The 25,203-nt window shown below is 34.9% G+C and carries 30 protein-coding genes and 2 pseudogenes; 25 read left to right on the top strand and 7 right to left on the bottom strand.

Features of this window, described 5'->3' with window-relative positions:
• Positions 1–26: 26 nt before the first annotated feature.
• The 20 genes from KI369_RS16180 to KI369_RS16085 all read left to right on the top strand — a co-directional run bounded on the left by KI369_RS16180 (position 27) and on the right by KI369_RS16085 (position 18,399).
• Positions 27–461: a P27 family phage terminase small subunit gene (locus KI369_RS16180; protein ID WP_212956624.1), complete on the top strand. Its 435-nt coding sequence runs from the start codon at positions 27–29 to the stop codon at positions 459–461.
• A complete protein-coding gene (locus KI369_RS16175; protein WP_212956623.1) occupies positions 458–2,182 on the top strand; it encodes a terminase large subunit in 1,725 nt (574 codons plus the stop codon). The genes KI369_RS16180 and KI369_RS16175 overlap by 4 nt, the downstream gene beginning before the upstream one ends.
• A gap of 41 nt (positions 2,183–2,223) precedes the next feature.
• Positions 2,224–2,598, top strand: a complete 375-nt coding sequence (locus KI369_RS16170; RefSeq protein WP_212956622.1) for a hypothetical protein — start codon at positions 2,224–2,226, stop codon at positions 2,596–2,598.
• 63 nt (positions 2,599–2,661) lie between these two features.
• Positions 2,662–3,846 (top strand): phage portal protein, encoded by a 1,185-nt coding sequence (locus tag KI369_RS16165; protein WP_212956621.1) that lies wholly within the window; start codon positions 2,662–2,664, stop codon positions 3,844–3,846.
• Positions 3,836–4,417, top strand: coding sequence for an HK97 family phage prohead protease (locus KI369_RS16160; protein WP_212956620.1), 582 nt, complete (start codon positions 3,836–3,838; stop codon positions 4,415–4,417). Before KI369_RS16165 ends, KI369_RS16160 begins: the two co-directional genes overlap by 11 nt.
• Before the next feature lies 1 nt (position 4,418).
• Positions 4,419–5,720 (top strand): phage major capsid protein, encoded by a 1,302-nt coding sequence (locus KI369_RS16155; RefSeq protein WP_212956619.1) that lies wholly within the window; start codon positions 4,419–4,421, stop codon positions 5,718–5,720.
• A 1-nt stretch (position 5,721) separates the two neighbouring features.
• Positions 5,722–5,982, top strand: a complete 261-nt coding sequence (locus tag KI369_RS16150) for a head-tail connector protein (protein WP_212956618.1) — start codon at positions 5,722–5,724, stop codon at positions 5,980–5,982.
• A complete protein-coding gene (locus KI369_RS16145) occupies positions 5,960–6,292 on the top strand; it encodes a head-tail adaptor protein (RefSeq protein ID WP_212956617.1) in 333 nt (110 codons plus the stop codon). Before KI369_RS16150 ends, KI369_RS16145 begins: the two co-directional genes overlap by 23 nt.
• The gene (locus KI369_RS16140) at positions 6,282–6,611 is read left to right on the top strand and encodes a hypothetical protein (protein WP_212956616.1); all 330 of its coding nucleotides are present in this window, start codon (positions 6,282–6,284) and stop codon (positions 6,609–6,611) included. Before KI369_RS16145 ends, KI369_RS16140 begins: the two co-directional genes overlap by 11 nt.
• A complete protein-coding gene (locus KI369_RS16135; RefSeq protein WP_212956615.1) occupies positions 6,611–6,994 on the top strand; it encodes an HK97-gp10 family putative phage morphogenesis protein in 384 nt (127 codons plus the stop codon). Before KI369_RS16140 ends, KI369_RS16135 begins: the two co-directional genes overlap by 1 nt.
• Before the next feature lie 5 nt (positions 6,995–6,999).
• The gene (locus tag KI369_RS16130) at positions 7,000–7,629 is read left to right on the top strand and encodes a major tail protein (protein WP_212956614.1); all 630 of its coding nucleotides are present in this window, start codon (positions 7,000–7,002) and stop codon (positions 7,627–7,629) included.
• Between the two features lie 10 nt (positions 7,630–7,639).
• Positions 7,640–8,026 carry a hypothetical protein gene (locus KI369_RS16125; RefSeq protein WP_212956613.1) on the top strand — a complete coding sequence of 129 codons (387 nt, stop codon included), beginning with the start codon at positions 7,640–7,642 and terminating at the stop codon, positions 8,024–8,026.
• A 243-nt stretch (positions 8,027–8,269) separates the two neighbouring features.
• Positions 8,270–11,782 carry a phage tail tape measure protein gene (locus KI369_RS16120; RefSeq protein WP_212956612.1) on the top strand — a complete coding sequence of 1,171 codons (3,513 nt, stop codon included), beginning with the start codon at positions 8,270–8,272 and terminating at the stop codon, positions 11,780–11,782.
• Positions 11,783–12,499, top strand: a complete 717-nt coding sequence (locus KI369_RS16115) for a phage tail protein (protein WP_212956611.1) — start codon at positions 11,783–11,785, stop codon at positions 12,497–12,499.
• The gene (locus KI369_RS16110) at positions 12,499–14,028 is read left to right on the top strand and encodes a phage tail spike protein (RefSeq protein WP_212956610.1); all 1,530 of its coding nucleotides are present in this window, start codon (positions 12,499–12,501) and stop codon (positions 14,026–14,028) included. Before KI369_RS16115 ends, KI369_RS16110 begins: the two co-directional genes overlap by 1 nt.
• A gap of 1 nt (position 14,029) precedes the next feature.
• Entirely contained in the window at positions 14,030–15,859 is a 1,830-nt protein-coding gene (locus tag KI369_RS16105) for a hypothetical protein (protein WP_212956609.1), read from the top strand.
• 9 nt (positions 15,860–15,868) lie between these two features.
• Positions 15,869–16,885, top strand: coding sequence for an acyltransferase family protein (locus tag KI369_RS16100; RefSeq protein WP_212956608.1), 1,017 nt, complete (start codon positions 15,869–15,871; stop codon positions 16,883–16,885).
• Positions 16,886–16,939: 54 nt separating this feature from the next.
• A complete protein-coding gene (locus tag KI369_RS16095; protein WP_212956607.1) occupies positions 16,940–17,149 on the top strand; it encodes a hemolysin XhlA family protein in 210 nt (69 codons plus the stop codon).
• A gap of 3 nt (positions 17,150–17,152) precedes the next feature.
• Positions 17,153–17,362: a hypothetical protein gene (locus KI369_RS16090; RefSeq protein ID WP_212956606.1), complete on the top strand. Its 210-nt coding sequence runs from the start codon at positions 17,153–17,155 to the stop codon at positions 17,360–17,362.
• Positions 17,359–18,399: an N-acetylmuramoyl-L-alanine amidase gene (locus tag KI369_RS16085; RefSeq protein WP_212956605.1), complete on the top strand. Its 1,041-nt coding sequence runs from the start codon at positions 17,359–17,361 to the stop codon at positions 18,397–18,399. The genes KI369_RS16090 and KI369_RS16085 overlap by 4 nt, the downstream gene beginning before the upstream one ends.
• A 44-nt stretch (positions 18,400–18,443) precedes the next feature.
• On the opposite strand, the gene KI369_RS16080 is transcribed toward KI369_RS16085, so the two are convergent.
• From KI369_RS16080 to KI369_RS16055, 6 genes and pseudogenes are all read right to left on the bottom strand, one after another.
• Positions 18,444–18,647, bottom strand: coding sequence for a hypothetical protein (locus KI369_RS16080; protein WP_212956604.1), 204 nt, complete (start codon positions 18,645–18,647; stop codon positions 18,444–18,446).
• Positions 18,648–18,664: 17 nt separating this feature from the next.
• Positions 18,665–18,997, bottom strand: a complete 333-nt coding sequence (locus KI369_RS16075; RefSeq protein ID WP_212956603.1) for a hypothetical protein — start codon at positions 18,995–18,997, stop codon at positions 18,665–18,667.
• Positions 18,998–19,071: 74 nt separating this feature from the next.
• Complete coding sequence (locus tag KI369_RS16070) at positions 19,072–19,329, bottom strand: hypothetical protein (protein ID WP_212956602.1); 258 nt, start codon at positions 19,327–19,329, stop codon at positions 19,072–19,074.
• Positions 19,307–19,552 (bottom strand): annotated as a pseudogene (locus KI369_RS16065) (LexA family protein); the annotation flags it as partial. The gene KI369_RS16070 and the pseudogene KI369_RS16065, both read right to left, overlap by 23 nt.
• Before the next feature lie 93 nt (positions 19,553–19,645).
• Positions 19,646–20,479 carry a helix-turn-helix domain-containing protein gene (locus KI369_RS16060; protein WP_212956601.1) on the bottom strand — a complete coding sequence of 278 codons (834 nt, stop codon included), beginning with the start codon at positions 20,477–20,479 and terminating at the stop codon, positions 19,646–19,648.
• Between the two features lie 502 nt (positions 20,480–20,981).
• Positions 20,982–21,317, bottom strand: a pseudogene (locus tag KI369_RS16055) (tyrosine-type recombinase/integrase); the annotation flags it as partial.
• Between the two features lie 361 nt (positions 21,318–21,678).
• Here KI369_RS16055 and KI369_RS16050 point away from each other — a divergent pair.
• Genes KI369_RS16050 through KI369_RS16040 form a run of 3 tightly spaced genes read left to right on the top strand, consistent with a single transcriptional unit; the run spans position 21,679 to position 23,344 of the window.
• Positions 21,679–22,002, top strand: a complete 324-nt coding sequence (locus KI369_RS16050) for a PadR family transcriptional regulator (RefSeq protein WP_001102620.1) — start codon at positions 21,679–21,681, stop codon at positions 22,000–22,002.
• Positions 21,995–22,537: a DUF1700 domain-containing protein gene (locus KI369_RS16045; protein WP_212956600.1), complete on the top strand. Its 543-nt coding sequence runs from the start codon at positions 21,995–21,997 to the stop codon at positions 22,535–22,537. The genes KI369_RS16050 and KI369_RS16045 overlap by 8 nt, the downstream gene beginning before the upstream one ends.
• Positions 22,538–23,344 carry a DUF4097 family beta strand repeat-containing protein gene (locus KI369_RS16040; protein WP_212956599.1) on the top strand — a complete coding sequence of 269 codons (807 nt, stop codon included), beginning with the start codon at positions 22,538–22,540 and terminating at the stop codon, positions 23,342–23,344.
• 87 nt (positions 23,345–23,431) lie between these two features.
• Here KI369_RS16040 and lexA read toward each other — a convergent pair whose 3' ends face one another.
• Positions 23,432–24,052 carry a transcriptional repressor LexA gene (gene lexA / locus KI369_RS16035; RefSeq protein ID WP_140970889.1) on the bottom strand — a complete coding sequence of 207 codons (621 nt, stop codon included), beginning with the start codon at positions 24,050–24,052 and terminating at the stop codon, positions 23,432–23,434.
• Between the two features lie 141 nt (positions 24,053–24,193).
• Between lexA and KI369_RS16030 the strand changes: the two genes are divergently transcribed.
• Complete coding sequence (locus KI369_RS16030; RefSeq protein ID WP_134188427.1) at positions 24,194–24,850, top strand: YneB family resolvase-like protein; 657 nt, start codon at positions 24,194–24,196, stop codon at positions 24,848–24,850.
• 45 nt (positions 24,851–24,895) lie between these two features.
• Complete coding sequence (locus tag KI369_RS16025) at positions 24,896–25,135, top strand: DUF896 domain-containing protein (RefSeq protein WP_000948566.1); 240 nt, start codon at positions 24,896–24,898, stop codon at positions 25,133–25,135.
• Positions 25,136–25,203: the final 68 nt, after the last annotated feature.

Below are 25,203 nucleotides of genomic sequence, written 5' to 3'. Positions count from 1 at the left end.
CGTTTTTTTAGGTGGTGATTTAAGGAATGGCCAGAAAATCGAAGGTCGTAATTGAAGCTGAAAAGAAAAAAGAATTAGAAGCGCAGCGTATTATGAATGTTTTGGTTGAAGCCGGAACTTATTCGCCAGCGCTTGATCCATTGATTGAAATTTATCTTGATGCAGTTGAGATATACAGCGTCAAATATGGGTTGTGGAAGAATTCAAACTTTCCAACAGTCCAAAAAACAAAGAATGTAAATGGTGATGTGAAAGAATCAAAGCATCCGTTAGCTCAACAAGTAGAAGTTTGGTCCAAACAAAAAGCGAAGTATTTGGGGCAATTAGGACTGGACGGAAAGAACAAAGATTTACTTAAAAAAAGTGGGGTTCTTCTCGAAAAAGGAAAAGCAGAGAAAGAGTCCACGGAGACTACTGATGACAACAAATTATTGCAGTTTAGGCAGAGGTTGAATCGATGATTGATTTTGAAACAAATTATGCAGATATATTCGTTTCTGAAGTAGATGCAGCCCCGCACTTGTATCCTGATTCTATTAAGTTAGCAATCAAACGATATAAGAAATGGAAGAAACGAAAAGATATTTGGTTCGATGTTGAAAAAGCAAATGCCATGATTTATTTCACAGAAACATTCTTAAAACATGCAAAAGGAAAATGGGCAGGGCAGCCATTAATTTTAGAGTCTTGGCAAAAGTTCTATTTTGCTAACATCTATGGATGGCAAAAATACAATGAAGATGGTAAAGCGGTGCGAGTAATTCGTACGGCTTATTTGCAGGTTCCGAAGAAAAACGGAAAAACAATTATGGGCGGTTCACCAGTCATTTATGCGATGTACGGAGAAGGTGTAAAAGGCGCTGATTGTTATATTTCCGCTAATACTTTTGAACAATGTCAAAATGCAGCCGGGCCAATTGCCTTAACGATTGAAAATAGTCCTGATTTACGTCCGGATACGCGTATCTATAAAGGTAAAGAAGATACGATCAAGTCAATTAAATATACATTTGTGGAAGACGATATTAAATATGCAAATGTAATCAAGGTTCTTACGAAAGATAACGCTGGTAATGAAGGTAAAAACCCGTATATCAATTATTTTGATGAAGTCCATGCTCAAATGGACCGTGAACAATACGATAACTTACGTTCAGCACAAATTGCCCAGGAAGAACCACTCAACATCATCACTTCCACAGCAGGGAAGAATACCGGCTCGCTCGGAACTCAAATTTATACCTATGCAAAAGAAGTTTTGGATAAGGATAGTGATGATTCTTGGTTCATGCTGATCTATGAACCGAATAAAAAGTTTGATTGGGAGAATCGTGACGTTTGGCGGATGGTTAATCCAAATATGGATGTATCAGTTAACATGGAATTTCTTGAAAATGCATTTAAAGAAGCTCAAAATAATAGTTTTAATAAGGCTGAGTTCTTATCAAAGCATTTAGATGTGTTCGTTAATTATGCTGAAACGTATTTCGATAAAGACCAATTGGATAAAATGCTCGTGGATTATTTAAAAGATGTGGAAGGGTTAACTTGTGTTGTCGGAGTGGATTTATCAAGGCGTACCGATTTAACTTGCGTATCAATAAATATCCCAACGTTCAATGATGATGGCATTTCATTATTAAAAGTAAAACAAATGTATTTTATTCCTGAGTTTGGAATTGAAGATAAAGAGCAGCAAAGAAATGTTCCTTATCGTGCCTTAGCTGAAAAAGGTTTCGTCACAATTTGCCCTGGGAAAACAGTTGATGAGGAAATGGTAAATCAATATGTGGAATGGGTATTCGAGAACTTTGATTTGCGTCAAATAAACTATGATCCAGCGCTTGCTGAAAAGCTTGTAGAGAAATGGGAGATGTTAGGTATTCAATGTGTGGAAGTTCCACAGTATCCCACTCATATGAATGAGCCATTTGATGATTTCGAAATACTATTGCTTCAGGAGAGAATCATAACGGACAATCCCTTACTTATTTTTTGTGCAAGTAACGCAAAAGTAATAACAAATATAAATAATTTAAAAACACCATCGAAACGTAAATCACCGGAGCATATTGATGGCTTTGTAGCTATGTTAATTGGCCATAAAGAAACATTGAACATGATGGAAGATGAAGTACCACAAGATGAATATGAAAAATACTTAAATGATATTTATAGATAATGGTATAATTTAGGTATAAAATTTTAGGAGGTACATAAGAAATGTTTAATCACAGTACACGCCATTTATCTGGCCAACAAAGATATGTTGTTGATAAAAAAATTAATGATGAAAAGAAACGTAAAGAAGAAATTGAGAAAGCCAAAAAATTAAGGAAACAATTACTAGATAAAAAGAAAGAAAATATTACAGCTGATATTTTTCAAGAAATTAAAGATGCGTTAGAGGAATTTATGAATAAAAACCCTAAAGCTAAGCCGGAAATAGTTATTAATCCAGAAGTTTTTGAGGGAATCAAAAAGATTTCTCCGCAGAATACTTATAGTAGTGGGAATTCTACTACTATTTTTGGGGAAAAATTTTCTGTTGAAGATTCAGAGGAATACGTTAGTGTTCGAAAGTATAAAGAAAAATAAATCAACTTAAGTCACGATAAAAATATCGTGGCTTTTTATATACTTGTGAAAGGTGGTGAGAAATTGGGTTTAAGGGATAGGTTTTCAAATTATTTATTTAAAAAGGCGGAAAAGCGCGGTTACCTTGATGATGTTTTAGGAAAGAGCATTCGTTATGGCGGTGTATATGTAACAGATTCAAATATCTTACAATCTAGCGATGTTTACGAATTGCTACAAGATATCAGTAATCAAATGGTACTAGCAGACATCGTTGTGGAGGATGAATTTGGAAATGAAATTACAGATGATATTGCACTTCAAATCTTAAGGAATCCTAACAATTATCTAACACAATCTGAGTTCATTAAATTAATGACGAATACCTATTTACTCGAGGGAGAAACATTCCCGATATTAAATGGTGCTCAAATACATTTAGCTTCAAATGTTTTTACAGAGTTAGATGATAATTTAGTAGAGCATTTTAATATTGGTGGTCACGAAGTTCCTCCATTTATGATTCGACATGTAAAAAATATTGGTGCGGATCATTTAAGAGGAAAAGGTCTTCTTGAATTAGGGAGAGATACACTTGAGGGTGTTATGTCAGCCGAAAAAACTTTAACTGACAAATATAAAAAGGGTGGGTTATTAGCATTCTTGTTAAAATTGGATGCTCATATCAATCCACAGAATGGTGCGCAGTCAAAATTAATCAATGCAATTTTAGATCAACTAGAATCGATTGATGATGCAAGGTCAGTTAAAATGATTCCGCTTGGAAAAGGGTACTCAATTGATACGCTTAAGAGCCCGTTAGACGACGAAAAGACCTTAGCATACCTAAATGTATATAAAAAGGATTTAGGTAAGTATTTAGGCATAAACGTGGATACATACACAGAGCTAATCAAAGAAGATATTGAGAAATCAATGATGTATATCCACAACAAAGCAGTTAGACCAATAATGAAAAATTTTGAAGACCATTTGAGTCTTCTTTTTTATGGCCAAAATTCAGAGAAACGAATTAAATTCAAGATTAACATTCTTGATTTTGTTACTTATAGCAATAAGACGAATATTGGTTACAACTTGGTACGTACCGCTATTACTTCGCCTGATAATGTCGCTGATATGCTTGGATTCCCTAAACAAAATACAAAGGAATCACAATCTATTTATATTTCAAATGATTTAACTGAAATCGGTAAGAAAGAAGCGAGTGATGGTTCATTGGGAGGAGGTGAAGAGAATGAAGATTGAGGTCCGAGGGAATCAAGTCATACTTGATGGCTATGTAAATGTTGTGGACAGAGAAAGTCGGATGTTGCCTTCTCCGAGGGGATATTTCAAAGAGAGAATTGTCCCTAAGGCGTTTGAAAAAGCGTTAAAGAAAGCGAAGAATGTGGACTTGCTTTTTAACCACAATAAAACTAGAAAGCTTGGCTCTATTGAAAGTGGAAATTTGGAATTGTATGAAGATAATATTGGTTTAAGGGCCATTGCTACAGTTACAGATGAACAAGTGATTGAGAAAGCAAGGAATAAAGAATTGCGTGGTTGGTCATTTGGTTTTGTTTCTGAAAAAGATTCATGGGAAGAGGGCGAGTCTGGTGTTCAAAAACGTTCTATTGAAGAACTAGAGCTTTTAGAAGTTTCAATTCTAGATATGACACCAGCCTATGTTGCAACTTCCATTGAAACCAGGGGCGAAAATACAGCCATGATTGAAATGAGAAGTGAAGAAGCAGCTGTGAAAACAGTTGTGGATGATGATACAGAAGAAAGAAACGACATTATTAAACAAATAAAAAAAGTCTTGGGGGAAAATTAACATGAATTTAAAAGAAATCTTAAACGCATCTTTAACAAGAGCTAAATCTCGATTAGCAGAATTGCAAGGAAAAGTAGAGAAAAATGAAGTTCGTTCAGAAGAATTAGCAGCGATTAAAGCAGAAGTAGAGGTATTAACAAAAGAAGTCCAAACTATCAGCGATGAATTAGCAAAATTAGAAGAGAAAGAAAAAGAAGATCCAGACAAAAAGAAAGAAGAGGACCCAGAGAAAAAAGAAGATCCAGCAGCAAAAGAAAATCCGGATGTAAAAACTGAACTGTCAGAAGAGCAACGTTCAGCTATTTCAGCATCTATCGCAGCAGCTCTTTCTACTAAAGGTCATCGTGCAAATAAAGAAACAGAAATTCGTTCCATATTTGCTAACTACATTGTAGGTAATATTGATGAAAAAGAAGCCCGTGCATTAGGGTTAGTTACTGGTAATGGTTCAGTTACGATTCCAGATTTCTTAAGTAAAGAAATTATTACGTATGCCCAAGAAGAAAACTTCTTACGTCGATTAGGAACAGGGGTAAAAACAAAGGAAAACATTAAGTATCCTGTTTTAGTGAAAAAGGCTGAAGCTCAGGGTCATAAAAATGAGCGAACAAATAATGAAATTCCAGAAACAGATATCGAATTCGATGAGATTGAACTATCTCCAACAGAATTTGATGCGCTTGCTACAGTAACGAAAAAGTTATTGGCACGTACAGGTTTACCAATTGAACAAATTGTTATGGACGAGTTAAAGAAAGCTTATGTTCGTAAAGAAACTCAATATATGGTTAATGGTGATGAAGCTAATAACATCAATGATGGTGCATTGGCGAAGAAAGCAGTTGAATTTAAAACTGATGAGAAAAATCTTTATGATGCATTGGTAAAAATGAAAAATACACCTGTTAAAGAAGTGCGAAAAAATGCACGATGGGTATTAAATACAGCGGCACTTACAAAAATTGAAACAATGAAAACGGATGACGGTTTCCCATTACTTCGTCCATTTAATCAAGCAGAGGGTGGAATTGGCTATACATTATTAGGATTCCCTGTTGATGTAGAAGATGCGATTGACATTCCAGGCGAACCAGATACGCCAGTTTTCTACTTTGGTGATTTCTCTAAATTCTACATTCAAGATGTCATTGGCTCATTAGAAGTGCAAAAATTAGTTGAGTTATATTCACGTACAAACCGTGTAGGTTTCCGTATTTGGAACTTACTAGATGCACAACTAATTCATTCACCATTCGAAAATCCAGTTTATAAGTATATTTTAAAAGCAACAACTGGAGCTTAATATGGATGAATTAATTGAGAAATTAAAATCTCATATTCATTGGGAAGAGGGGATGGATGAAACCATGCTCTCTTTTTATATTCAGCAAGGTCAACGATATGTAAAGAAAGCATGTGGAAGAGAAGTAGAATACCTGGTCATTATGTGTGCAGGTATTTTTTATGAATATCGTGTAGCTGAAAAAGAATTAGGTCAGGCACTGGATGCAATGACACCTTTCTTTATCCAGGAGGTTTATGATGCTGAAGAGACAGACAAATAAACTCAAATGGATGGGTGAGCTACTTAAACTAGGTGAGACCATTGATCCGAAAACAGACCGTGTTGTGATGGGATATCCGAAAGTTCGTAACATGAAATATAACAATATTGGAGTTACGGCCACTGATAAATTTACAACAAAAGATACGAATGAAATTGTAAAGAAGATTGAAGTCCGTATTGATCGCGACATTGAAAACAATCAAAAGGACTACCGTGTAAAAGTTGGTGGCCGTATCTATGATATTGAACGTATTTATGTGAAAGAAGAAGACCGATTGATGGAGGTGTCAATGTCTTATGCAAATTAGTTTTGAGCAGTTGCGAAGTCTTATGCAGAAATCTGGTATTCCAGTATCTCGTGATAGTGCTCCTACTAATACAAACTATCCTTACATTGTGTATGAATTTGTGAATGAACAACATAAACGAGCTTCTAATAAAGTTTTAAAATCGATGCCTCTTTATCAGATTGCCGTTATCACAAATGGAACTGAAAAAGATTACGAACCGTTAAAGGCTGTTTTTAACGAAGCAGGCGTGTCCTATTCTCAATTTGATGGAATGGGTTATGACGAGAATGATGACACCATAACGCAGTTTATAACGTATGTGAGGTGTATTCAATAATGGCTTCAAATAATAATGGTTTTGCTGATGCTTTGGAAGATATTAATACATTACTCAGGGTTAACCAAAAGGTAGAAAAGCAATTTTTAGAAGAGGCAGCAGAATATTTCATCAGCAAATTAAAACCCAAAATTAAATTATCCAATAAAAACAAGAAAACTCATTTAAGAGAAAGTTTGAAAGTCGTTGTGAAAAATGATCTTGTATCTGTGGAATTTGAAGATGAAGCTTGGTATTGGTACCTATACGAAAACGGCCATAAAAAAGTAAGTGGTAAAGGTCGTGTGAAGGGAAAACACTTTGTGCAGAACACCTTTGATGCAGAAGGTGACAAGATAGCAGAAATTCTATCTCAAAAAATAGTAAGCAAAATGGGAGGATGATAGAAATGACAGTTGTAAATAAAGAGATTCAATATACCGTAGGTGTTGAAGAGCTGTATCTATGCATGATGGCGGGAGCTGAAACACCAGATGCACTTCCTACTTATGAGGAAGATATTTATAAACAAACGAATATTTCGGATGTGACGATTTCTACTACATCTACAAACTTTACGAAATGGGCATCTAACAAAAAGATTATCAATATCGTAAAAAATACAGCGTTTGGATTAGCGTTTAACCTTGCTGGTTTGAATCGTGAGGTTAAAGATAAAATTTTTGGGAAAACACGTACGAAAGGTGTTTCTTTTGAAACAGCAAAAGCTAGGGAATATCCAAAATTCGCAGTTGGTCTTCCATTCCCACTTAATGATGGAACGAAACTTGTACGTTGGTATCCAAAATGTACAGTGGCTCCAGTAGAGGAATCTTGGAAAACACAAAATGAAGAAATGACTGTGGACGACATCGCTTATCAAATTACCGCTGATCCACTACTATACAATGATACTACGATGGCTGAATTAGATACTGGTTCCGCAGATGCTAAAGGTATTAAAGTAGAAGATTTCTTAAAACAAGTTATTTGTGATGAATCTCAATTAGCTACATTAGGCACAGGAACAGGACAATAGGAGGGATATTATGGCACGTTTAAGTGATTTAGTAAACGTTGAAATCAATCTTAGTAAAATTAAAATACAGGGTGTTGAAATCCCTGTTATTTTTACATTCGAATCATTCCCTTATGTGGAAGAATCTTATGGGAAACCATATCATGAGTTCGAAAAAGAAATGAATGAAATGGTGGAGAAAAAGGAATTCAGTTTAGGAGAACATGAAGCTAAGTTGATGCGTTCTTTAATTTATGCGATGGTGCGAAGTGGCGGAACAGAGTGTACACCGACTGAAATTAAAAATGCCATTCCCCTTTATGATGTACCTGGTGTTTTTCAAGTAGTATTCGAAATTTTCAACGATCAAAACTTCCAACATTCTGATATGGAGAAACTGAAGCAAGAAAAAAAGTAAAAAACATACTGAATAAAAATAATGAATCTCAGTCCGAATTGGATTGGGATTTTTATTTTTATGTCAGTAATACGTTGCTTGGTTTAAGTATGGATGACTTTTGGAAAATCACTCCTAATCATTTTTTAAAGCAATACATCATGCATCTCCGATACAACAGTCCAGATTCGTTAGTTGAGAAGAAGCCGAAACAAATCTATACGTTAGATCAAACTCCATTTTATTAAGAAATGAGGTGAGAAAATGGCAGGAAATAATAAAGAAAGAAACGTCGTTCTTAATTTTAAAATGGATGGACAAGTTCAGTACGCTCAGACATTAAAGCAAATTAATATGGTCATGAACAACGCAGCAAAGGAATATAAAAACCATATTGCCGCTATGGGACAAGATGCAACTGCAACAGATAAATTAGCAGCTGAAAAGAAAAAATTAGAAATTCAAATGGAAGCCGCTAAAAAGCGTACTGAAATGTTAAGAAATGAATACCAAGCGATGTCTAAGGATACAAATACGACAGCCGAACAGCTTAATAAAATGTACGGTAAATTGCTAGATGCGGAACGTGCTGAAACTACTCTTAATACCGCAATGAAACGAGTGAATGAAGGTCTTTCAGAGCAAGCAATTGAAGCACGAGAAGCACGTGGAACTTTAGGTGATTTGCAAGAGGATTCTAAGAAATTAGAAGCTGAACAAAAGCGTTTAACAAGCTCATTTAAACTTCAAAATGCCGAGCTAGGAGCAAATGCTAGTGAAGCAGATAAGTTGGAATTAGCACAGAAACAGTTAAGTAAGCAAATGGAAATGACGGATAGAGTCGTCCACAATTTAGAACAACAATTAAGTGCAGCTAAGCGTGTTTATGGTGAGAATTCTACAGAAGTACAGCAACTTGAGACCAAATTAAATCAAGCTAAAACTACATTGAAGCAATTTGAGAATTCATTACAAGATGTTGGACGAAGTGGTTCGCAAGCTGCTGATGGTATGGCTGAATTAGGTCAGAAGATGGATTTGCACAATATGTTGGAAGCTACTCAGATATTAGAGGGTATGTCTCAACAGTTAATTGGATTAGGAAAGTTACTTGGAGGACTTACTGTAGATTTTGATAGATCTCAAAGAAAGATACAAGCTTCATTAGGGCTAACTCAAAAAGGCGCAGAGAATCTCGGGAAGATTTCGAAAGAAGTGTGGAAAAAGGGATTTGGTGAAAGTCTTGAAGAGGTCGATAATGCACTAATCAAAGTCTATCAAAATATGCGTGATGTTCCATATGAGGAATTACAAGGTGCATCCGAGAATGTTATAACACTTGCAAAGTTATATGATGTTGACTTAAATGAAGCAACCCGTGGAGCAGGGCAATTAATGTCTCAATTCGGTCTATCCACACAAGAAGCATTTGATTATCTTGCTGCAGGTGCACAGAATGGCTTGAATTACTCAGATGAATTATTTGATAACTTGAGCGAGTACGCTCCTTTATTCAAGCAAGCTGGTTTTAGTGTGGATGAGATGTTCACCATCCTTGCGAATGGAACTCGAGATGGTTCATACAATCTTGATTACATCAATGACCTTGTAAAGGAATTTGGTATTCGAGTACAAGATGGATCTAAGGGGGTATCTGATGGGTTTGGTGATTTATCAGAAGACACTCAAAAAGTATGGGAATCATTCAATGAAGGAAAAGGAACCGCAGCGGATGTATTTAATGCTGTATTAGGCGACCTTCAAAACATGGATGATAAGGTAAAAGCCAATCAGATTGGTGTAGCTTTATTCGGTACAAAATGGGAAGACATGGGCGCCGCTGCTGTATTGGGGCTTAATGATGTAAATGGCGGTCTTGGTGATGTAAACGGCCGTATGGATGAAATGAAAAAGATCCAAGAAGAATCACTGGGTCAACAGTTCCAAAAAGCATTAAGGGAAACACAAACAGCACTGGAACCAATAGGAAAAGTACTAGCCGATATAGCAAAAGAAGTGTTGCCAAAAGTAGTTGATGGGATAAAAAAGGTATCTGACTGGTTTACTAAATTACCAGAACCGATTCAGCAGTTTATTACGGTTTTAGGTGTATTAGGAACAGCATTTCTAATTTTGACACCAATTATTGCAGCGTTAGCTGTTTCATTTATGGCACTAGATGCCGCGCTACTACCAATTATTGCAGTTGTTATGGCAGCCATAGTGTGGATTACAGCACTTGTATTGGTGATAAAAAATTGGGGTGCTATAACTGATTGGCTTTCTAAAAAGTGGTCCCAATTCTCCTCATGGTTTGGTGATTTGTGGTCAGATATAGTCAAGTCATGTCAAGATGCTTTATCTTCCACAATTGAGTACTTTTCAGAAGCTTTGTCATCTTTTTTAGAAACGGCTCATAGTTATCTAGATCCGTTGATTCAATTCTTTGTAGATTTATGGTCGGAAATTGTAGACGGCGCGTCAGAATGGCTGTCATCTCTTGTTGAAACAGTGACAGGATGGTGGTCCTCTCTTGTGGACAGTACATCGGAATGGTTATCTTCTGTAGTGGAAACAGCCTCTTCTTGGTGGTCGAATCTTGTTCAGACGGCATCTGAATTTTTTATGCAACTGTTCCAGAAATGGGTAGATACTTGGCAATCTATTTTTACATACCTAGATCCAATTATTTCGTTAATTTCTACAGTTCTTGAAGCAGGATGGCTATTAATACAAGCAGGTGCACAAATCGCGTGGGCTGCTATATCTCAATATATAATTCAACCGATTCGGGATGCTTATGATTGGGTAAGTGTAAAAATCGGTGAATTGGTAAATTGGTTAAGTCAACAATGGGAATTTGCGAAGTTAGCCGCGCAAATTGGCTGGTCTTTATTTAAACAATATATTATTCAACCAGTCCAGGAAACTTGGACTTTAGTAAAAGAAAAATTCACCGATTTGATTTCTTGGTTGAATTCACAGTGGGAAACAGCGAAATCCTATACACTTGCAGCGTGGCTTTTGGTAAAGCAGTATGTCATTCAACCGGTTCAGGAATTGTGGAATACAACGAAGCAAAAACTTGCAGATTTAGCTAACTGGATATTATCAAATTGGGAATCTATAAAATCCTACACGCTTACGGCTTGGAATTTAGTGAAACAATACGTAATTAATCCAGTAACAGAAGCTTACAATTCAGCTAAGCAAAAATTTACGGATTTATATAATTCAGCAAGAGAAAAATTTGATTCAGTGAAAAATGCTGCACAAGAAAAATTTGAAGCTGCAAAACGGTTTATTATGGATCCGATAAGAGAGGCTGTTGATGGGGTCAAGGGATTCATTGATAAAATCAAAGGGTTCTTTGATAATCTGAAGCTTAAAATCCCTAAACCTGAAATGCCGAAAATGCCACACTTTAGTCTAGAAACTAGTTCTAAAACAATTGCAGGTAAAGAAATCTCTTATCCCTCTGGTATTAATGTACAATGGCGTGCTAAAGGTGGTATTTTCACTCGTCCTACTATCTTTGGGATGAATGATGGGCGTTATCAAGGTGCAGGCGAAGCTGGACCAGAAGGTGTTTTACCTTTAAACGAGAAAACGCTTGGTGCAATTGGTAAAGGAATTGCATCTACGATGCCACAACAAAGTAATGATCGTCCAATTATTTTACAAGTTGATGGAAGAACGTTTGCTCAAATCACCGGTGATTATACAGATCATGAGGGTGGCGTTCGAATTAGGAAAATAGAAAGGGGGCTGGCATAGATGTTATATGGTATTAAATTTGATGGGAAACATTCATATAATGACATGGGTTATACTATGCCAGCTGAAAGGGATATAGGCTTTCCGTCGAAGGAAAAGATAGTTGTACAAATTCCATTTTCAAATGTGGAATATGATTTTAGTGAATTGTATGGTTCACAAACATATAGTCCGAGAGAATTGAAATATCAATTCAATGTTGTAAGAAGAGGTAATTATACTCCACAAGCAATGCAAGTTGAAAAAACTAAGTTAATTAATTGGCTCATGAATACTGATGGTCGTAAAAAACTTTATGATGATACAATTCCTGGTTATTATTTTTTAGCTGAAGTAGAGAGTGCAGCAGATATACAGGATGATTGGGAAACAGGAACTTTAACCGCTACATTTCGAGCGTATCCTTTTATGATTGCAGAAGTAAATGAAGGTAATGATATTTGGGATATATTTAATTTTGAGCTAGATGTAGCGCAAACAACTGATTTTCAAGTGAGTGGTACGTTGAGTGTTGCATTAATAAACAGCGGCGTACCTAATGTTGTACCAGAGATTACTTCATCAAGTCGAATGGAAATTATGAAAGATGGATCTTCCTATTTCGTGTCACCTGGAATTACAAAGGATAATGATTTTGTACTTAAAACAGGAGAAAATACTTTTAGAATTAATGGTTTTGGTAAAATTTCGTTTCGTTTTTATAAGGAGGTGATTTAATGTACAAAGTTTCAATTATTAATGATGGGGTTGAAACGATGATTCATAGCCCTAATGTGGACGGATTGAAATTATCTTCAGGAGCAATAAAAAAGGAAATTAACCTGATAGATTCGTTTAATTTTAATTTTTATATGAATAGCCCTGGGTTTAATAAAATAAGACCATTACGAACGCTTATAAATGTATTCAATACGAAAACAGGTAAATATGAATTTGAAGGCCGTGTATTAGGGCCAAGTAAGAACATGGATAACAGTGGATTACATAGTGATTCTTATGTGTGTGAAGGGGAACTTGGCTATTTACATGACTCGGTGCAAAAACATTTAGAGTTTCGTGGGACGCCGTATGAGTTATTCTCACAAATTATTCAGTATCATAATGTACAAGTAGAAGAATATAAAAGATTTGAAATCGGCAGGGTTACTGTAACCAATTCGACTAATAACCTGTACTTATATTTATCAGCTGAAAAAGATACATTTGATACCATTAAAGAAAAACTATTAGATAATTTAGGGGGCGAACTTCAGATTAGAAAAGTAAATGGAGTTCGTTTTTTAGATTTATTAGAACGAATAGGTGAAGATAGAAATACAGAGATCCGAATTGCAAAGAATTTACTTAGTATGTCATGTGATATAGATCCAACTAAGATTATTACACGTTTAACACCTTTAGGTGCTCGTGTGAAAAGTGATGATGAGCAAGCAACCGATGCTTCACAGGCACGTGTAACGATAAAAGAATTAACGAATGGTGCTGAATATATAGATGATCCAGCACTTATTAAAGAGTTCGGAATTCAGGGAGGTTCTGTCACATGGGATGATGTAACTGTCGCTAGTAATTTACTAACCAAAGGAAGAGAATGGTTAAAAAATCAAAAAATAGCTCATGTTCAATACAAGATTAGTGCATTGGATTTATTTTTACTAAACTTAGATATTGATTCATTTGAAGTGGGTAATTCTTACCCTGTAAAAAATCCGATTATGGGTATTGATGAAAGTTTACGTGTGGTTGGAAAGTCTTTGGATATTAATAGTCCACAAGGAGCTGGGTTGACGATTGGAGATAAATTTAAAACATTAAATCAATATCAAAATGACTTTAATAAATCAACTCAGCAAATAGTAGACCTACAATATACAGTTTCAAGGCAAATGTCCAATATTAGTACTTTATCGATTAGCTTAAGCGAAGCGGAAGAAGAATTAAAAGTGATTAAGGAATCTATTGAAAATGCAGATTTGCAAGGGGTTACTAAATCTATATTAGACTTAGAGAAAACATTAAAAGAAATTACTGGGAAAATAATAAGCCTCCCTACATCAGAAAATTTTCTAGAACTTCAAAGTGGACTTGAAACAAATGTTAATAACGTAATAGAAATTGAGAAAAAAATATCAAGAATGGAGAATGACATTACGGAAAATGATGGGGTAATGAAAAAAATACAATCTGATTTACAATCACTGGATAATCGTGTAGCCTATTTGGAGGAAGGAACAGGGGGCGGATGATGTGGCACGTATAAATGAATTAATCAAGACTATTAAAACTGCCATCTACGGAAAAGATGTTCGATCTTCATTGGCAGACGGTTTAGAAGAAATTAATAAAGAAACTGAGATGGCGACAATTTTATCAAATGAGACAAAGGAAAAACAGTCTGTTTTAGAAAAAAAATACGATGATCAAATTGCAAATATGACGAATGAAAATCCATCTATTAGTGAAATGGTTGATTTTAGAACAAGTAGCAACACTGGTCAATCGTATGTAACTGCAGGGAAGAGGGCAGATGCGTTAGAGTCTCAATTAATTGATGCAAATAAAAGAATGCAAGTAATTAGTCGTTCAACTGGAATTAATATCGAGGAGTTCCCAAGGTTGGCAGGAGAACAAGATGATAGTCCAAGGTTTAAAAGGGCTATTACATATTGTATTAATAATGATGTTACTGAAATTAGACTCCCTAATAAACTATATCATGTACTTCAATCAATTGACACGAAAGGAATAAAGCTAGTGGGAGTAGGTACCCCTTTTATTCCAATGTTAAATTGGGATTATACTAGACCGTGGAGTGTGAAGGATGGATATAAAGATTATCTATGGCTCTGTAAAGGCTCAATAATTACTACTGATTCAAATATTTCTATATTTAATCGAGGATTGATAGCTGAAAATATTGGTCTCCTTGGGAATTTAAGAGCCAATTCTGGAAGTGGAATTGAGACAACTTCGGCCGATCCATTTGAACAAAGAATCGATTTATATAATTGTATAATATCTGGTTTTAAAGACTACGGAATTAAATGTCCCTTTGGAACTATAGCTGCGTCTATCAGAAAAACAACGATTACGCAAAATGGAATGAACGGTATATATATAAGTAAAAAAGCAGGTACTTACACAGGGGAAACTAATCTACTTAATATTCAAGACTCATTTATTACAAGAAATGAAAGCCATGGTATATATGCAGATATATTAGGAAGAGGGGTTATTATCCATAGAACTAGCTTTGAGCACAATGGCGAGCCTTCTGATTTAGAAAGACCAAAGCCAATGAATGAAGAGGATATAATTTTTGGTTGTGTAATAAACTTATACAATAGTGGCGGTTTTGCTAATGGATCCCTTGATTTTAGTAATAATTATTCAGAAGAAACGTACGGATTACTTAAAGTAAATGCTTTCGAACCATCATATGGAATAAGAGTCGCATCTAATATTTGGAAGCCTTTGGATAACATGCATTATTCATGTGGTGCATCATTCGACGGTTGGATTTCGGGTTTGACTATTGAAAATAATGACTTTTACACAATTTTTGATTTCGTACGATTTAAGAAAGGAAATAACATTAAAAATGTAAAAATAGATATTCCATACTCTGGTTTACTTACAGATACTACTCGTCCGACGATTGAAAGTAAAAATATTGGTGATAAGACCTTGCTAAACTTTAACTCTAATGCCATTGAAGAAATGTTTTCTCTTAGAGGTGGAACAGTCTTGTCAGCGGATTATGATTCAAGTAATAATTCTACTTGGATTAAATTAGATCCAAGTAGAGAACCTTCGTTCAATTTTGGAGGAGATGGTCCTGATAATGAAAATGCCGGATATCTTTTGGTGGTTAGCGGCGTTTTTTATGGATTTATTCAATTGTATTCAGCTGTTGGAAAAGCATGGTTAATTAGAGGAGATAGATCGAAATTAGGAATAGGTGATGGAAGCGTAAAGTTATGTAAAGTAGGAGGAATGCAAACAATCGATGGTTCAGGCCGTATGAGAAAAATGGTAATTGATTGGGATGGTCAAGTTCTAGGTATTGGGAAGTGAGGAATCAATATGGATTGGAAGAATAATAATTTTGATTTAATAAGAATTATGGCCGCTATTTTAGTTGTATTCTCTCACTCATTTGCTATAACAAGTGGAAATAATGATAATGAACCATTATATATGATTTCAAATGGACAAACCACACTAGGGCATGTCGGGGTTATGACCTTTTTTGTTATAAGCGGCTATTTAATCACCATGAGCTATCTGAGACATCCAAGTGTAATTCTTTTTGTGAAATCACGTCTTTTAAGAATTGTTCCTGCACTTGTAATAGTAGTAATCATGACCATGTTTTTAGGTTCAATAGCTACTACCTTAGATACGAGAGATTATTTTACTAATACAGATACATATAAGTATTTGCTATCTATTTTCATCTTTCCAATTCAATTTGAATTACCAGGAGTATTTCAGTTAAACCCGTTAGGAAACGAAGTTAATGGATCATTATGGACATTAGAATGGGAAGTAGTATGTTATTTTATTGTATTGGCTTTAGGGACAATTAAATTACTTAATCTTAAAAATGTATTAGTAATATACATGATATTTTTTTTATTAAGTTTTTTTGATTTTCCAAATTATAATTTTGATCTTTTTGCATGCTTTTTATCAGGTATGTTCGTTTATATGTATAAAGACAAAATCAGGTTTTCAAAATTCTATCTGATGACAGCCCTAACCTGTTTAATGGTAGGGATAGTCTTTGGGAATTTTAATTCAATATTTTCTTTGTTTGGTACTTATATAATTATGTATGCGAGCTTCCGTAAGGAGAGAGTCATTAATATTAATAAATACGGTGATTTATCTTATGGGATATATATATACAGTTTTCCTATACAACAAGTATTAACTCAATATTTTCATTTAAATTCCTTGGGTAATTTTATATATTCACTGCCCATTATTATACTTTGCTCATATTTATCTTGGAGATTTGTAGAGGGAAAGGCACTGAGTCTAAAAAATAAAAAGATAGTAAATATAAGAGGGGCATTATTAAGTAATAGAATTTAAAAATACGTATTAAGAAGAGGGCGAACAACGCTCTCTTTTTATTTTGTAAAGGGGATGAGAAAAGTGGAGAAATGCAAGGATTGTGAAGTAAATAAATTACAGGTTCAGAACATGGAAGTACGTCTTGCAGTTGTAGAAAGCAAAGTAATAAAGATAGAAGAAAGTATTGAAAAAATCAGTGCTAATACTACATGGATTCTTCGAATCATCATTGGTGCCATTATAACAGCATTAATTGGATTGTTATTAAAAGGTGGTGTGTAAGGAATGCCGCTTACAAAAGAAAATATTAAAAGGCGTTTGCGTAACTGGAAAACTTGGGTTGCGCTTTTTTCATGCGCTGGATTAGTTTTATCAGCATTTGGCATTACAGGGTTTGAGGGGAAATTAGACATGATTCAAAAGGCAGTCTATTTATTTGGAATCGCAATGGGTATTTGGACTGATCATGAGGAAAAAGGGGAAGATGACAAATGAAAACATCTATTAAAATTTTAGTATCAATTTCGATGGCAGCCATGATTACATTAACTTCTGTAGCAAGTGTTTTTGCAGATAGAGAAATGATTATTCCAGGACTACCAAAAGTTGAATACCGTAATGGATATGGAGTATATGAAGGTGTTGTTGCACATTCCACTGCAACTCCAGAAGCTCCGGCTATTAATATTAGAAACTATGAAGCTCGAACATGGCGTAGTGCATTCGTTCATTATGCAACGGATTGGGATGAAACAATTCAAATTGCTTCTACTAAATATCAAGCATGGGGAGCTGGCCCAGCTGCTAACAAACGCTTTGTTCATGTGGAATTATCTGAAACAAGTGACCCTATTAAATTTAAGAAATCATATGAAAGATATGTAAAGTTACTTGCTAAAATTTTAAAGGATAGAAATATCCATCCAAGTGTTGGATTGTGGACTCATAAAGATATTACATACAAACTTGGTGGTACAGATCATGAGGACCCATTACAATATCTTAAGAGTCATGGTGTATCAGAAGCACAATTCCGTGCGGATGTTTTAAAGGCGTATAACGGTCATTCTGTCACTGTGGAAGCACAACCATCTGAAAGTATGTTAGAAACAAACGGAGTGGCTTATATTGATGGTCAAAATGTTAACCTTCGGTCTGGTCCATCCACAAGCAATAATGTTATCCGTAAACTACAAAAAGGTGAATCATATAAAGTTTGGGGTAAGCTAGGGAATTGGTTGAATCTTGGAGGAAACCAATGGATTTATTATGATTCATCCTACATTCGATATAACAGTGGACAAGATGCGCCTGTTGTCGGTAAAAGAGTAGAATCAAAGGTTAATAGTTTAAATTACTATAATCGTCCAACATGGAATACAAGCTATGCAGCAGGTACAGTTGATACAGGATTAGGATTTACAATCATTGATAAAGTATCTGTGGAAGGCTCACCTCAATATAAAGTGAAGAATAGTAGAGGTAATATGTTCTATATTACAGCTAGTTCTTATTATGTAAAAATTAAATAGTAAGCATAAAAAGGGCCGGCTCTTAATTGAGTCGGCTTTTTTTATTACAGTTCGTAAGTACCATTATGTATTGCAAGGGATAATTCCATATGTTCCTCTTCAGAAAGATTAAGATATTTTTTCAACCCTTCATTGTAATCATTAAGCTCTTCTTGTGTTCTAAAGTCATTTGGATCAAACTTTTTGTTAGGAATAATACATTTTTTAAGCGCATATTTTAACTGACGGTCTTGTAATTTTGCATTCATTGATTTTTCTCCTTTTATTATAAATCAGATATTTTTCTAACTTGTTTTTCCTTATTCTTTAAACTTCTCTTATATTGTTTGAAGTCTTGTTTCTCTACATAGAATTGTTCACCAGTTGCAACGTTTTTCACTAAATATGTTTTCAGCGTAAATTCCTTGATTGAAAAATAAGTGGCCCATATCCAAATTGAAAGTGTAAGTGTTGGAACAGCTAAAAGAAAAGTAATAACTAAAATAATAATATCTACTTTAGGAGTTACTCGTTTTAATAATAAACGTTTTCCAGCGGCAGCTTCCGCTTGTTCTAATTGATTCATACGTTGTAGCGATGCTACAGTATCATAACTCATGAAATAACCTCCTGATATATAATAACAACATCATCATATCAAAGTTTGGAGATATTGGGATTATTTATCAATGTTTACTGGGTTGTATATAACTCTACTTGCTCAAGTAATTGAGTAACTTGCTTATGTCTTTCTTTAAGTTCATCTAAAGGTATATTTGTAATAGCGGCGTTTTGGATAAAAAAGTTTTTATGAGAATGCCATTTGTAAATGAGGTGTGCAACCTCTTGACGATTTTCATGCTTTAATAATAAAGCTGCAATACCTTTTTGTTTCGAATAAATATTCCTAATCAATTTGTCCTTTTCAAATGCTACTGGATTGGTAATCATGTTTAAATCCTCCTTTTAAAATTTTAATTGTACGAGGTTTAGATGGATCTCGCTGAATATAACCTTTTTCTTCTAAGTGCATTAAATGCCCATGTACTGTGGAACTAGAAGCAAGTCCGGTCGCTTTACAGATTTCTCTAACAGTGGGAGGGAATCCGTTTTCTATGACCTTTTCTTGGATAAAAGTTAAAATTTCAGCTTGTCTACTTGTTAATGGTTTCATGGTGTATACCTCACTTTATGTATGGAGTATCTAACCATATGATACCAAGTTGTTGGGAATAAATCAAACACTTGTTCGTATTTTTCGAAGTTATTATATCCCTATAAACTCTTTATCAAAGTAGAACTTGTCCATTAAGTTATTTACAATCCCATTGAAATAAGCGAATTTACCCTTGTTCATTTTTGTGCCGGATTTAATTTTCATAACGAATTCTTTAATAGCATTTAAGCCGATAGTAAGCTCCTGGTCTTTATCAAATGCTTTATCACCTGTAGAGAAGTTTGTAACTGTATTGCACTGTCTTACGACCTTCCACAGTTCTTGAATTGTTTTAGATTCAGAATAGAAAGAGCTAGTTAAAGAAACGAAACGTTGTGGTACCCAGTGAGCAACAAAATCAGCTTGTTCAATATTCTCTTCAGGAGTATTGCTATTCTCATTACTATTACGTTTGTTTTTATCTTTTATATTTTGTTTTAAGGAAACAGGGGTTGTTTTAATGGTAGGACACTTTGTAGGACTTTTTGTATCTACCTTGTTGGACACTTCTTCCACAATCGGTTGAATAATAATAGCATTAGAAGTTTGCAGCATATCTTTTGTACGTTTCATTGCCACTTGTTTAACCATCTCTAGATCCACAAGTTTCTTCATTAAACGTTGTACAGTCTTATATGAAACTTCCATCTTTTCAGCAATTCTATTTTTGCATAGGAAACTAACACCTACATATTTACAACTGTGGCGCTTTAAAATTTCAAGTAATGTAATAAGTTTTGATTGTACGTCAGTACGTTTAATAGACATACGGATAGTGTCTCTGTATGTACGTACAGTTTTGTTTAATTCTTCTACTTCTTTAAATGTAGAAAGATTGTAGAAGGATTCTTTAGTTGCGATAACATCGATACGTTTCTTTTCCATCATTAATTAGCCCCTTTGTATAAACAAAAAAGCAACAGAATGCCAGGTGTAAGCAAACTGTTGCTAAGGAGCCCTTACGTACTGTAAAATAGTTCGTAAGAGTACAGCAAGTGTTTGCCTAGTTAGAGTAGGCGGACGGTATATAGAGTGTTGGTAGCACTTTATATACACGCTGTGCTCTTTTGTTTTAGATTTAAAAACGCCCGATAATCACCCGAAAAACGCCCGATTTTACATGGTGCATTTTGGAGTGTTTTGATTTATCGGATATACAAAAGGCTGATAAATTAACGCTTTCTAATAAATTTGATTTGAATTGATATCCTGAAATTTGTTCCGCACGCAAGTTCACCAATGGGAACGCGATCAGTATATGTCTCTGTACTAAGAGGCTCAAACCCTTGACACACAACGTGTTGAGGGTTTTTTTATTTTGTGGGTAAAACACTTTTATTTGAAAGAAGAGTAATTCACCCACAAAACACCCACAAAAAAATCAAAGTTACCCCAATACATTATTCATATAAGCTTCAAACCCCGAAATAGAATCCTTATTAATTTTGTCGCTAATATGAGAATAAACGTTGGAAGTAATTTCTATACTCTTATGACCTAGCCTATCTTGAATGTATTTCATACTGGCACCAGACTCTAATAAAAGAACCGCGTGGGTGTGTCGTAATGAATGTATTTCTAATCTAGGTAAATTTGCGTTCTTAAGTATGCGTGAGAATGCATTGAACAATGTTGACCTCGGTAAGAACTTTCCATCTACTCTTGAAAAGACTAAATCTAATTCATGCTCAGACGCACCTTGTAAAACAAGCTTATTAGCATTTCCAGCAGTAATACCAAATTTTCGACCTTATAAAGTAAACAATAGAAAAGGGGGAAATATCAGTATCAAGGCTTTTTTTATTTGTAGATAATATAGAGGTTTGTGAAATGAATTGGATGGGTGCCCGCAAAACGCCCGAACAAAATCATGAGGATTATTTAAAATGCGTGCTAGCTATGAATGAAAATGTGGAGATTGGAATATGTGTTATGCTGATTGTTTCGTGGAGCGGATGTATGTAATGAGAAAATTGAGTGTTGAAAAATACAGTACCTTGCAATAAACAATACTAAGTGGTATATTATGGATAAGGAAGGTACCGTGTATTGAACAGTACTGAAATGAGAAAGGGGGATTGCACTTGAACGTTCAGTTTAAAAAAGGCGTGTTAGAGCTGTGTGTGTTGGCACTTGTGAAACGTAAGGATTGTTACGGTTATGAACTTGTTCAGCAAATCTCAAATAAATTTTTAATATCGGAAGGGTCAGTGTATCCTTTATTACGTCGTTTAACGAAAGAAGGATATTTTCAAACGTATTTGAAAGAATCTACGGAGGGGCCGCCTCGTAAATATTATCAACTAACGGAGCAAGGGGAAACGCAACTGAATTTGTTAGTAACAGAGTGGCGTGATTTTGCAAAAGGCGTACAAGAAATTATTGAAGGGGTGGAATGGGATGAGTAAAGAGCAGTTTCTTAAAGAATTATCAAATCATCTTAGAAAGTTACCGGAAGAAGAGAGGAAAGATATTTTATTTGATTATGAAGAGCATTTTCAGTTTGGGAAAGAAGAGGGGAAAACTGAATCGGAAATAATAAAGGGTCTTGGCTCGCCGAAAGTAATTGCGAAAGATTTACTTGCTTTGTATCGATTTGATGAAATGAAAAAGGACCCATCTACTTCGAATATAACAAGGGCTGTTATGGCAGCGATTGGACTTAGTTTGTTTAATTTCATTATTGTATTAGGCCCGTTAGTTGCCATTATCGCGTTTATATTTTCCTTTTGGGTCGGTGGGATCGCTAGTGTAGTGGCACCATTTTTCGTTATCGCAAAAATATTTATGGGTACTTTTATATGGTTGGATTTATTCGTTAGTATAACGTTTGTTGGAGTAGGTTTGTTGTTATGTATAATTGCTTATTATAGTACGAAGTGGTTTAAAAGGTTATGTGTACGTTATGTAGTATGGAACTTCAAAATGATAAAAGGGGAGTAGATGATGAAGAAAATATTGTTAGTAGCTATCGCTTGTATCATTATTGGAATAATAGGGATTTCACAAACATATAAAAAAGCAGTACAAACTGCAGAAAAAGGAAACAAAGAAGACGTTATTAAAAACGAAACATTAAAAAGTATAGAAGTTAAGTTAGATGCTGGGGATATTGTTGTCAAAAAATCTCCTGACTCTTCTTTTTATGTAAAGCAAACAGGAGATGTACGTAAACACGAGGTTCGTATTGCTGAAGATGGTGACACGTTAAAAATTATTGGGGAAAGAGAAAAAGGTGCTTCATTTGATTTTTCTTTTTACAATTTCAAGTTTCAAACGTCGACAGTGACTATATTGGTACCAGAACGTTCTTACCAAGAGATAAAAGTAAATTCATCCGCTGGACAAATCGAAATGAGTGATGTGAAAAGTGATCGCGTAAGTGTTGGAACACTCGCTGGAGAAGTAGATTTGAAACATGTCATAGCTAAGAGTGTGGAGGGATCTACAAAAGCTGGTGAGGTGAATTTTAATAAGGTAATAGGGAAAGTAACAGTGAAAACGGCTAGTGGGGATGTATATGTTATGAATCATGATCCTAAGTATGATGTAGAGGTAAGCTCAACTGCTGGGGATGTAGATATTACTTTATTGGAAAAACCACAAGATGCAGTTATTACTGGGCAAAGCGCTGCTGGCGACGTAACAATTTTTAATGTAGAAAATAATAATATAACAATTGGTAATGGTAGTAAAAAGATTAGCGGTAAAACAGCTGCTGGTGATGTGTCGATTGAAACACGTTCATAACAAATAGAATGTATGAAAATCTATCAAAATACAAAAAAGAAGATAATTACCGTATATAAATAAGGTAATTATCTTCTTTTATTATTATTAATGTAAATCACGATATACGCCAATTACTTTTCCGATAACTGACACTTGTTTTAAAATGATAGGTTCTAATGAAGAGTTTTCCGGTTGTAGACGGAAATGGTCTTTTTCTTTATAGAAACGTTTAACAGTTGCTTCGTTATCTTCTGTTAAAGCGACTACAATTTCACCGTTATATGCAGACTGTTGTTGACGAACAACAACTAAATCTCCATCGAAAATACCGGCTTCAATCATACTATCTCCAGAAATACGTAACATAAACACTTGGTCTGCTCCAGCAACAATGCTAGCTGGAAGTGGGAAGTGATCTTCTACACTTTCCACTGCTGTAATAGGTAATCCAGCAGTAACTTTTCCGACAATTGGAACTTGGATAACAGATTGTGTTTCCGTATCCATTCGATCGTCACCTAAAATTTCAATTGCTCGTGGTTTTGTTGGATCGCGTCGAATGTATCCTTTTTCTTCTAATCTTGATAAATGTCCGTGCACTGTAGAACTAGAAGCGAGGCCGACTGCTTGACCGATTTCACGTACGGAAGGTGGATATCCTTTTTCTTGTACTTTTAGCTTAATAAAGTCGAGAATGTCTTGCTGGCGTTTCGTTAACTTTTCCATGTTTTCTAACACCTCGTTTTCTTTCATTTTTCTTATTTATAAGTATAACATGCGAAAAAACATTCTACAAACATAAGTTCGAACAAAAGGCGAATTTATGTTACACTGGAGGGAAATAATAGTGAGAAAGAGGGGTTCATAATGAATGCAATTATTTATGCACGTGTGAGTACAACGAAAGAAGCGCAAGAAACATCATTATTACGTCAAAAAGATGAATTATTGCATTTAGCGGAGCGCTATCAAATGAATGTTGCTAAGGTGATTGAAGAACAGGCGAGTGGATATACAATTGAACGTGACGGTATATTAGAAGTACTAGATACAATTCGAGACGAACAAATTGATGTGCTACTCATACAAGATGAAACGCGCCTTGGTAGGGGAAATGCAAAGATTGCATTAATGCACTGTTTACATAAAGAAGGAATAAAAGTCTACACGCATACGCATAATGGGGAATTGCAATTGTCGGATTCTGATTCGATGGTATTAGATATTATCGGTATTGTTGAAGAGTACCAAAGAAAGATTCATAACTTAAAAATTAAACGTGGTATGCAACGAGCAGTAGAAAAAGGTTATCGTCCAGAAAACAATTTAAAGAATCGTCATTTAAGTGTAGGACGAGAGAAGAAAGAAGTACCGATTGAGGAAATTGTACGTTTGCGCAAAAGTGAACTTACTTTCGAAGAAATTGCAGCGACGCTTCGTGGCTTTGGACATAATGTTTCAAAAGCGACGGTACATCGTAGATATGTAGAGTATACAAAGCAATTGCTTGATAAAGAAGAGTAACTATTGTATGATAATAATCAGTTTTGATTAGAAGGGGGATTCGAGATGCTTAGTCACGAACTCGTTGAACGCATTAACTTCTTAGCGAAAAAAGCAAAAGCAGAAGGTTTAACTGAAGAAGAACAACGTGAGCGTCAATCGCTACGTGAACAATATTTAAAAGGATTTCGTCAAAATATGTTAAACGAACTTAAAGGAATTAAAGTTGTTAACGAACAAGGCACTGATGTTACACCGGCGAAATTAAAAGCTTTAAAAAAGCAAGAGAATGCAAAATTAAACTAAAAGATGGGCGAAGCCCATCTTTTTTATTTATTATATCCGTTATTTAATAACTTTCCAGTTGTTATTAA

Source organism: Bacillus sanguinis (assembly GCF_018332475.1).
GTDB classification, from domain to species: Bacteria; Bacillota; Bacilli; order Bacillales; family Bacillaceae_G; genus Bacillus_A; species Bacillus_A sanguinis.
This window is presented reverse-complemented; position numbering and strand designations above follow the sequence as displayed.

Coding starts and splice junctions, on each gene's coding strand:
- KI369_RS16045 (WP_212956600.1), top strand. CDS start 21,995: ATGAGTAAAGAGCAGTTTCTTAAAGAATTATCAAATCATCTTAGAAAG.
- KI369_RS16095 (WP_212956607.1), top strand. CDS start 16,940: ATGAGAAAAGTGGAGAAATGCAAGGATTGTGAAGTAAATAAATTACAG.
- KI369_RS16160 (WP_212956620.1), top strand. CDS start 3,836: ATGAAGATTGAGGTCCGAGGGAATCAAGTCATACTTGATGGCTATGTA.
- KI369_RS16130 (WP_212956614.1), top strand. CDS start 7,000: ATGACAGTTGTAAATAAAGAGATTCAATATACCGTAGGTGTTGAAGAG.
- lexA (WP_140970889.1), bottom strand. CDS start 24,052: ATGGAAAAGTTAACGAAACGCCAGCAAGACATTCTCGACTTTATTAAG.
- KI369_RS16125 (WP_212956613.1), top strand. CDS start 7,640: ATGGCACGTTTAAGTGATTTAGTAAACGTTGAAATCAATCTTAGTAAA.
- KI369_RS16180 (WP_212956624.1), top strand. CDS start 27: ATGGCCAGAAAATCGAAGGTCGTAATTGAAGCTGAAAAGAAAAAAGAA.
- KI369_RS16170 (WP_212956622.1), top strand. CDS start 2,224: ATGTTTAATCACAGTACACGCCATTTATCTGGCCAACAAAGATATGTT.
- KI369_RS16175 (WP_212956623.1), top strand. CDS start 458: ATGATTGATTTTGAAACAAATTATGCAGATATATTCGTTTCTGAAGTA.
- KI369_RS16145 (WP_212956617.1), top strand. CDS start 5,960: ATGCTGAAGAGACAGACAAATAAACTCAAATGGATGGGTGAGCTACTT.
- KI369_RS16120 (WP_212956612.1), top strand. CDS start 8,270: ATGGCAGGAAATAATAAAGAAAGAAACGTCGTTCTTAATTTTAAAATG.
- KI369_RS16080 (WP_212956604.1), bottom strand. CDS start 18,647: ATGAATGCAAAATTACAAGACCGTCAGTTAAAATATGCGCTTAAAAAA.
- KI369_RS16070 (WP_212956602.1), bottom strand. CDS start 19,329: ATGATTACCAATCCAGTAGCATTTGAAAAGGACAAATTGATTAGGAAT.
- KI369_RS16150 (WP_212956618.1), top strand. CDS start 5,722: ATGGATGAATTAATTGAGAAATTAAAATCTCATATTCATTGGGAAGAG.
- KI369_RS16110 (WP_212956610.1), top strand. CDS start 12,499: ATGTACAAAGTTTCAATTATTAATGATGGGGTTGAAACGATGATTCAT.
- KI369_RS16115 (WP_212956611.1), top strand. CDS start 11,783: ATGTTATATGGTATTAAATTTGATGGGAAACATTCATATAATGACATG.
- KI369_RS16040 (WP_212956599.1), top strand. CDS start 22,538: ATGATGAAGAAAATATTGTTAGTAGCTATCGCTTGTATCATTATTGGA.
- KI369_RS16075 (WP_212956603.1), bottom strand. CDS start 18,997: ATGAGTTATGATACTGTAGCATCGCTACAACGTATGAATCAATTAGAA.
- KI369_RS16030 (WP_134188427.1), top strand. CDS start 24,194: ATGAATGCAATTATTTATGCACGTGTGAGTACAACGAAAGAAGCGCAA.
- KI369_RS16060 (WP_212956601.1), bottom strand. CDS start 20,479: ATGGAAAAGAAACGTATCGATGTTATCGCAACTAAAGAATCCTTCTAC.
- KI369_RS16085 (WP_212956605.1), top strand. CDS start 17,359: ATGAAAACATCTATTAAAATTTTAGTATCAATTTCGATGGCAGCCATG.
- KI369_RS16135 (WP_212956615.1), top strand. CDS start 6,611: ATGGCTTCAAATAATAATGGTTTTGCTGATGCTTTGGAAGATATTAAT.
- KI369_RS16025 (WP_000948566.1), top strand. CDS start 24,896: ATGCTTAGTCACGAACTCGTTGAACGCATTAACTTCTTAGCGAAAAAA.
- KI369_RS16155 (WP_212956619.1), top strand. CDS start 4,419: ATGAATTTAAAAGAAATCTTAAACGCATCTTTAACAAGAGCTAAATCT.
- KI369_RS16100 (WP_212956608.1), top strand. CDS start 15,869: ATGGATTGGAAGAATAATAATTTTGATTTAATAAGAATTATGGCCGCT.
- KI369_RS16090 (WP_212956606.1), top strand. CDS start 17,153: ATGCCGCTTACAAAAGAAAATATTAAAAGGCGTTTGCGTAACTGGAAA.
- KI369_RS16140 (WP_212956616.1), top strand. CDS start 6,282: ATGCAAATTAGTTTTGAGCAGTTGCGAAGTCTTATGCAGAAATCTGGT.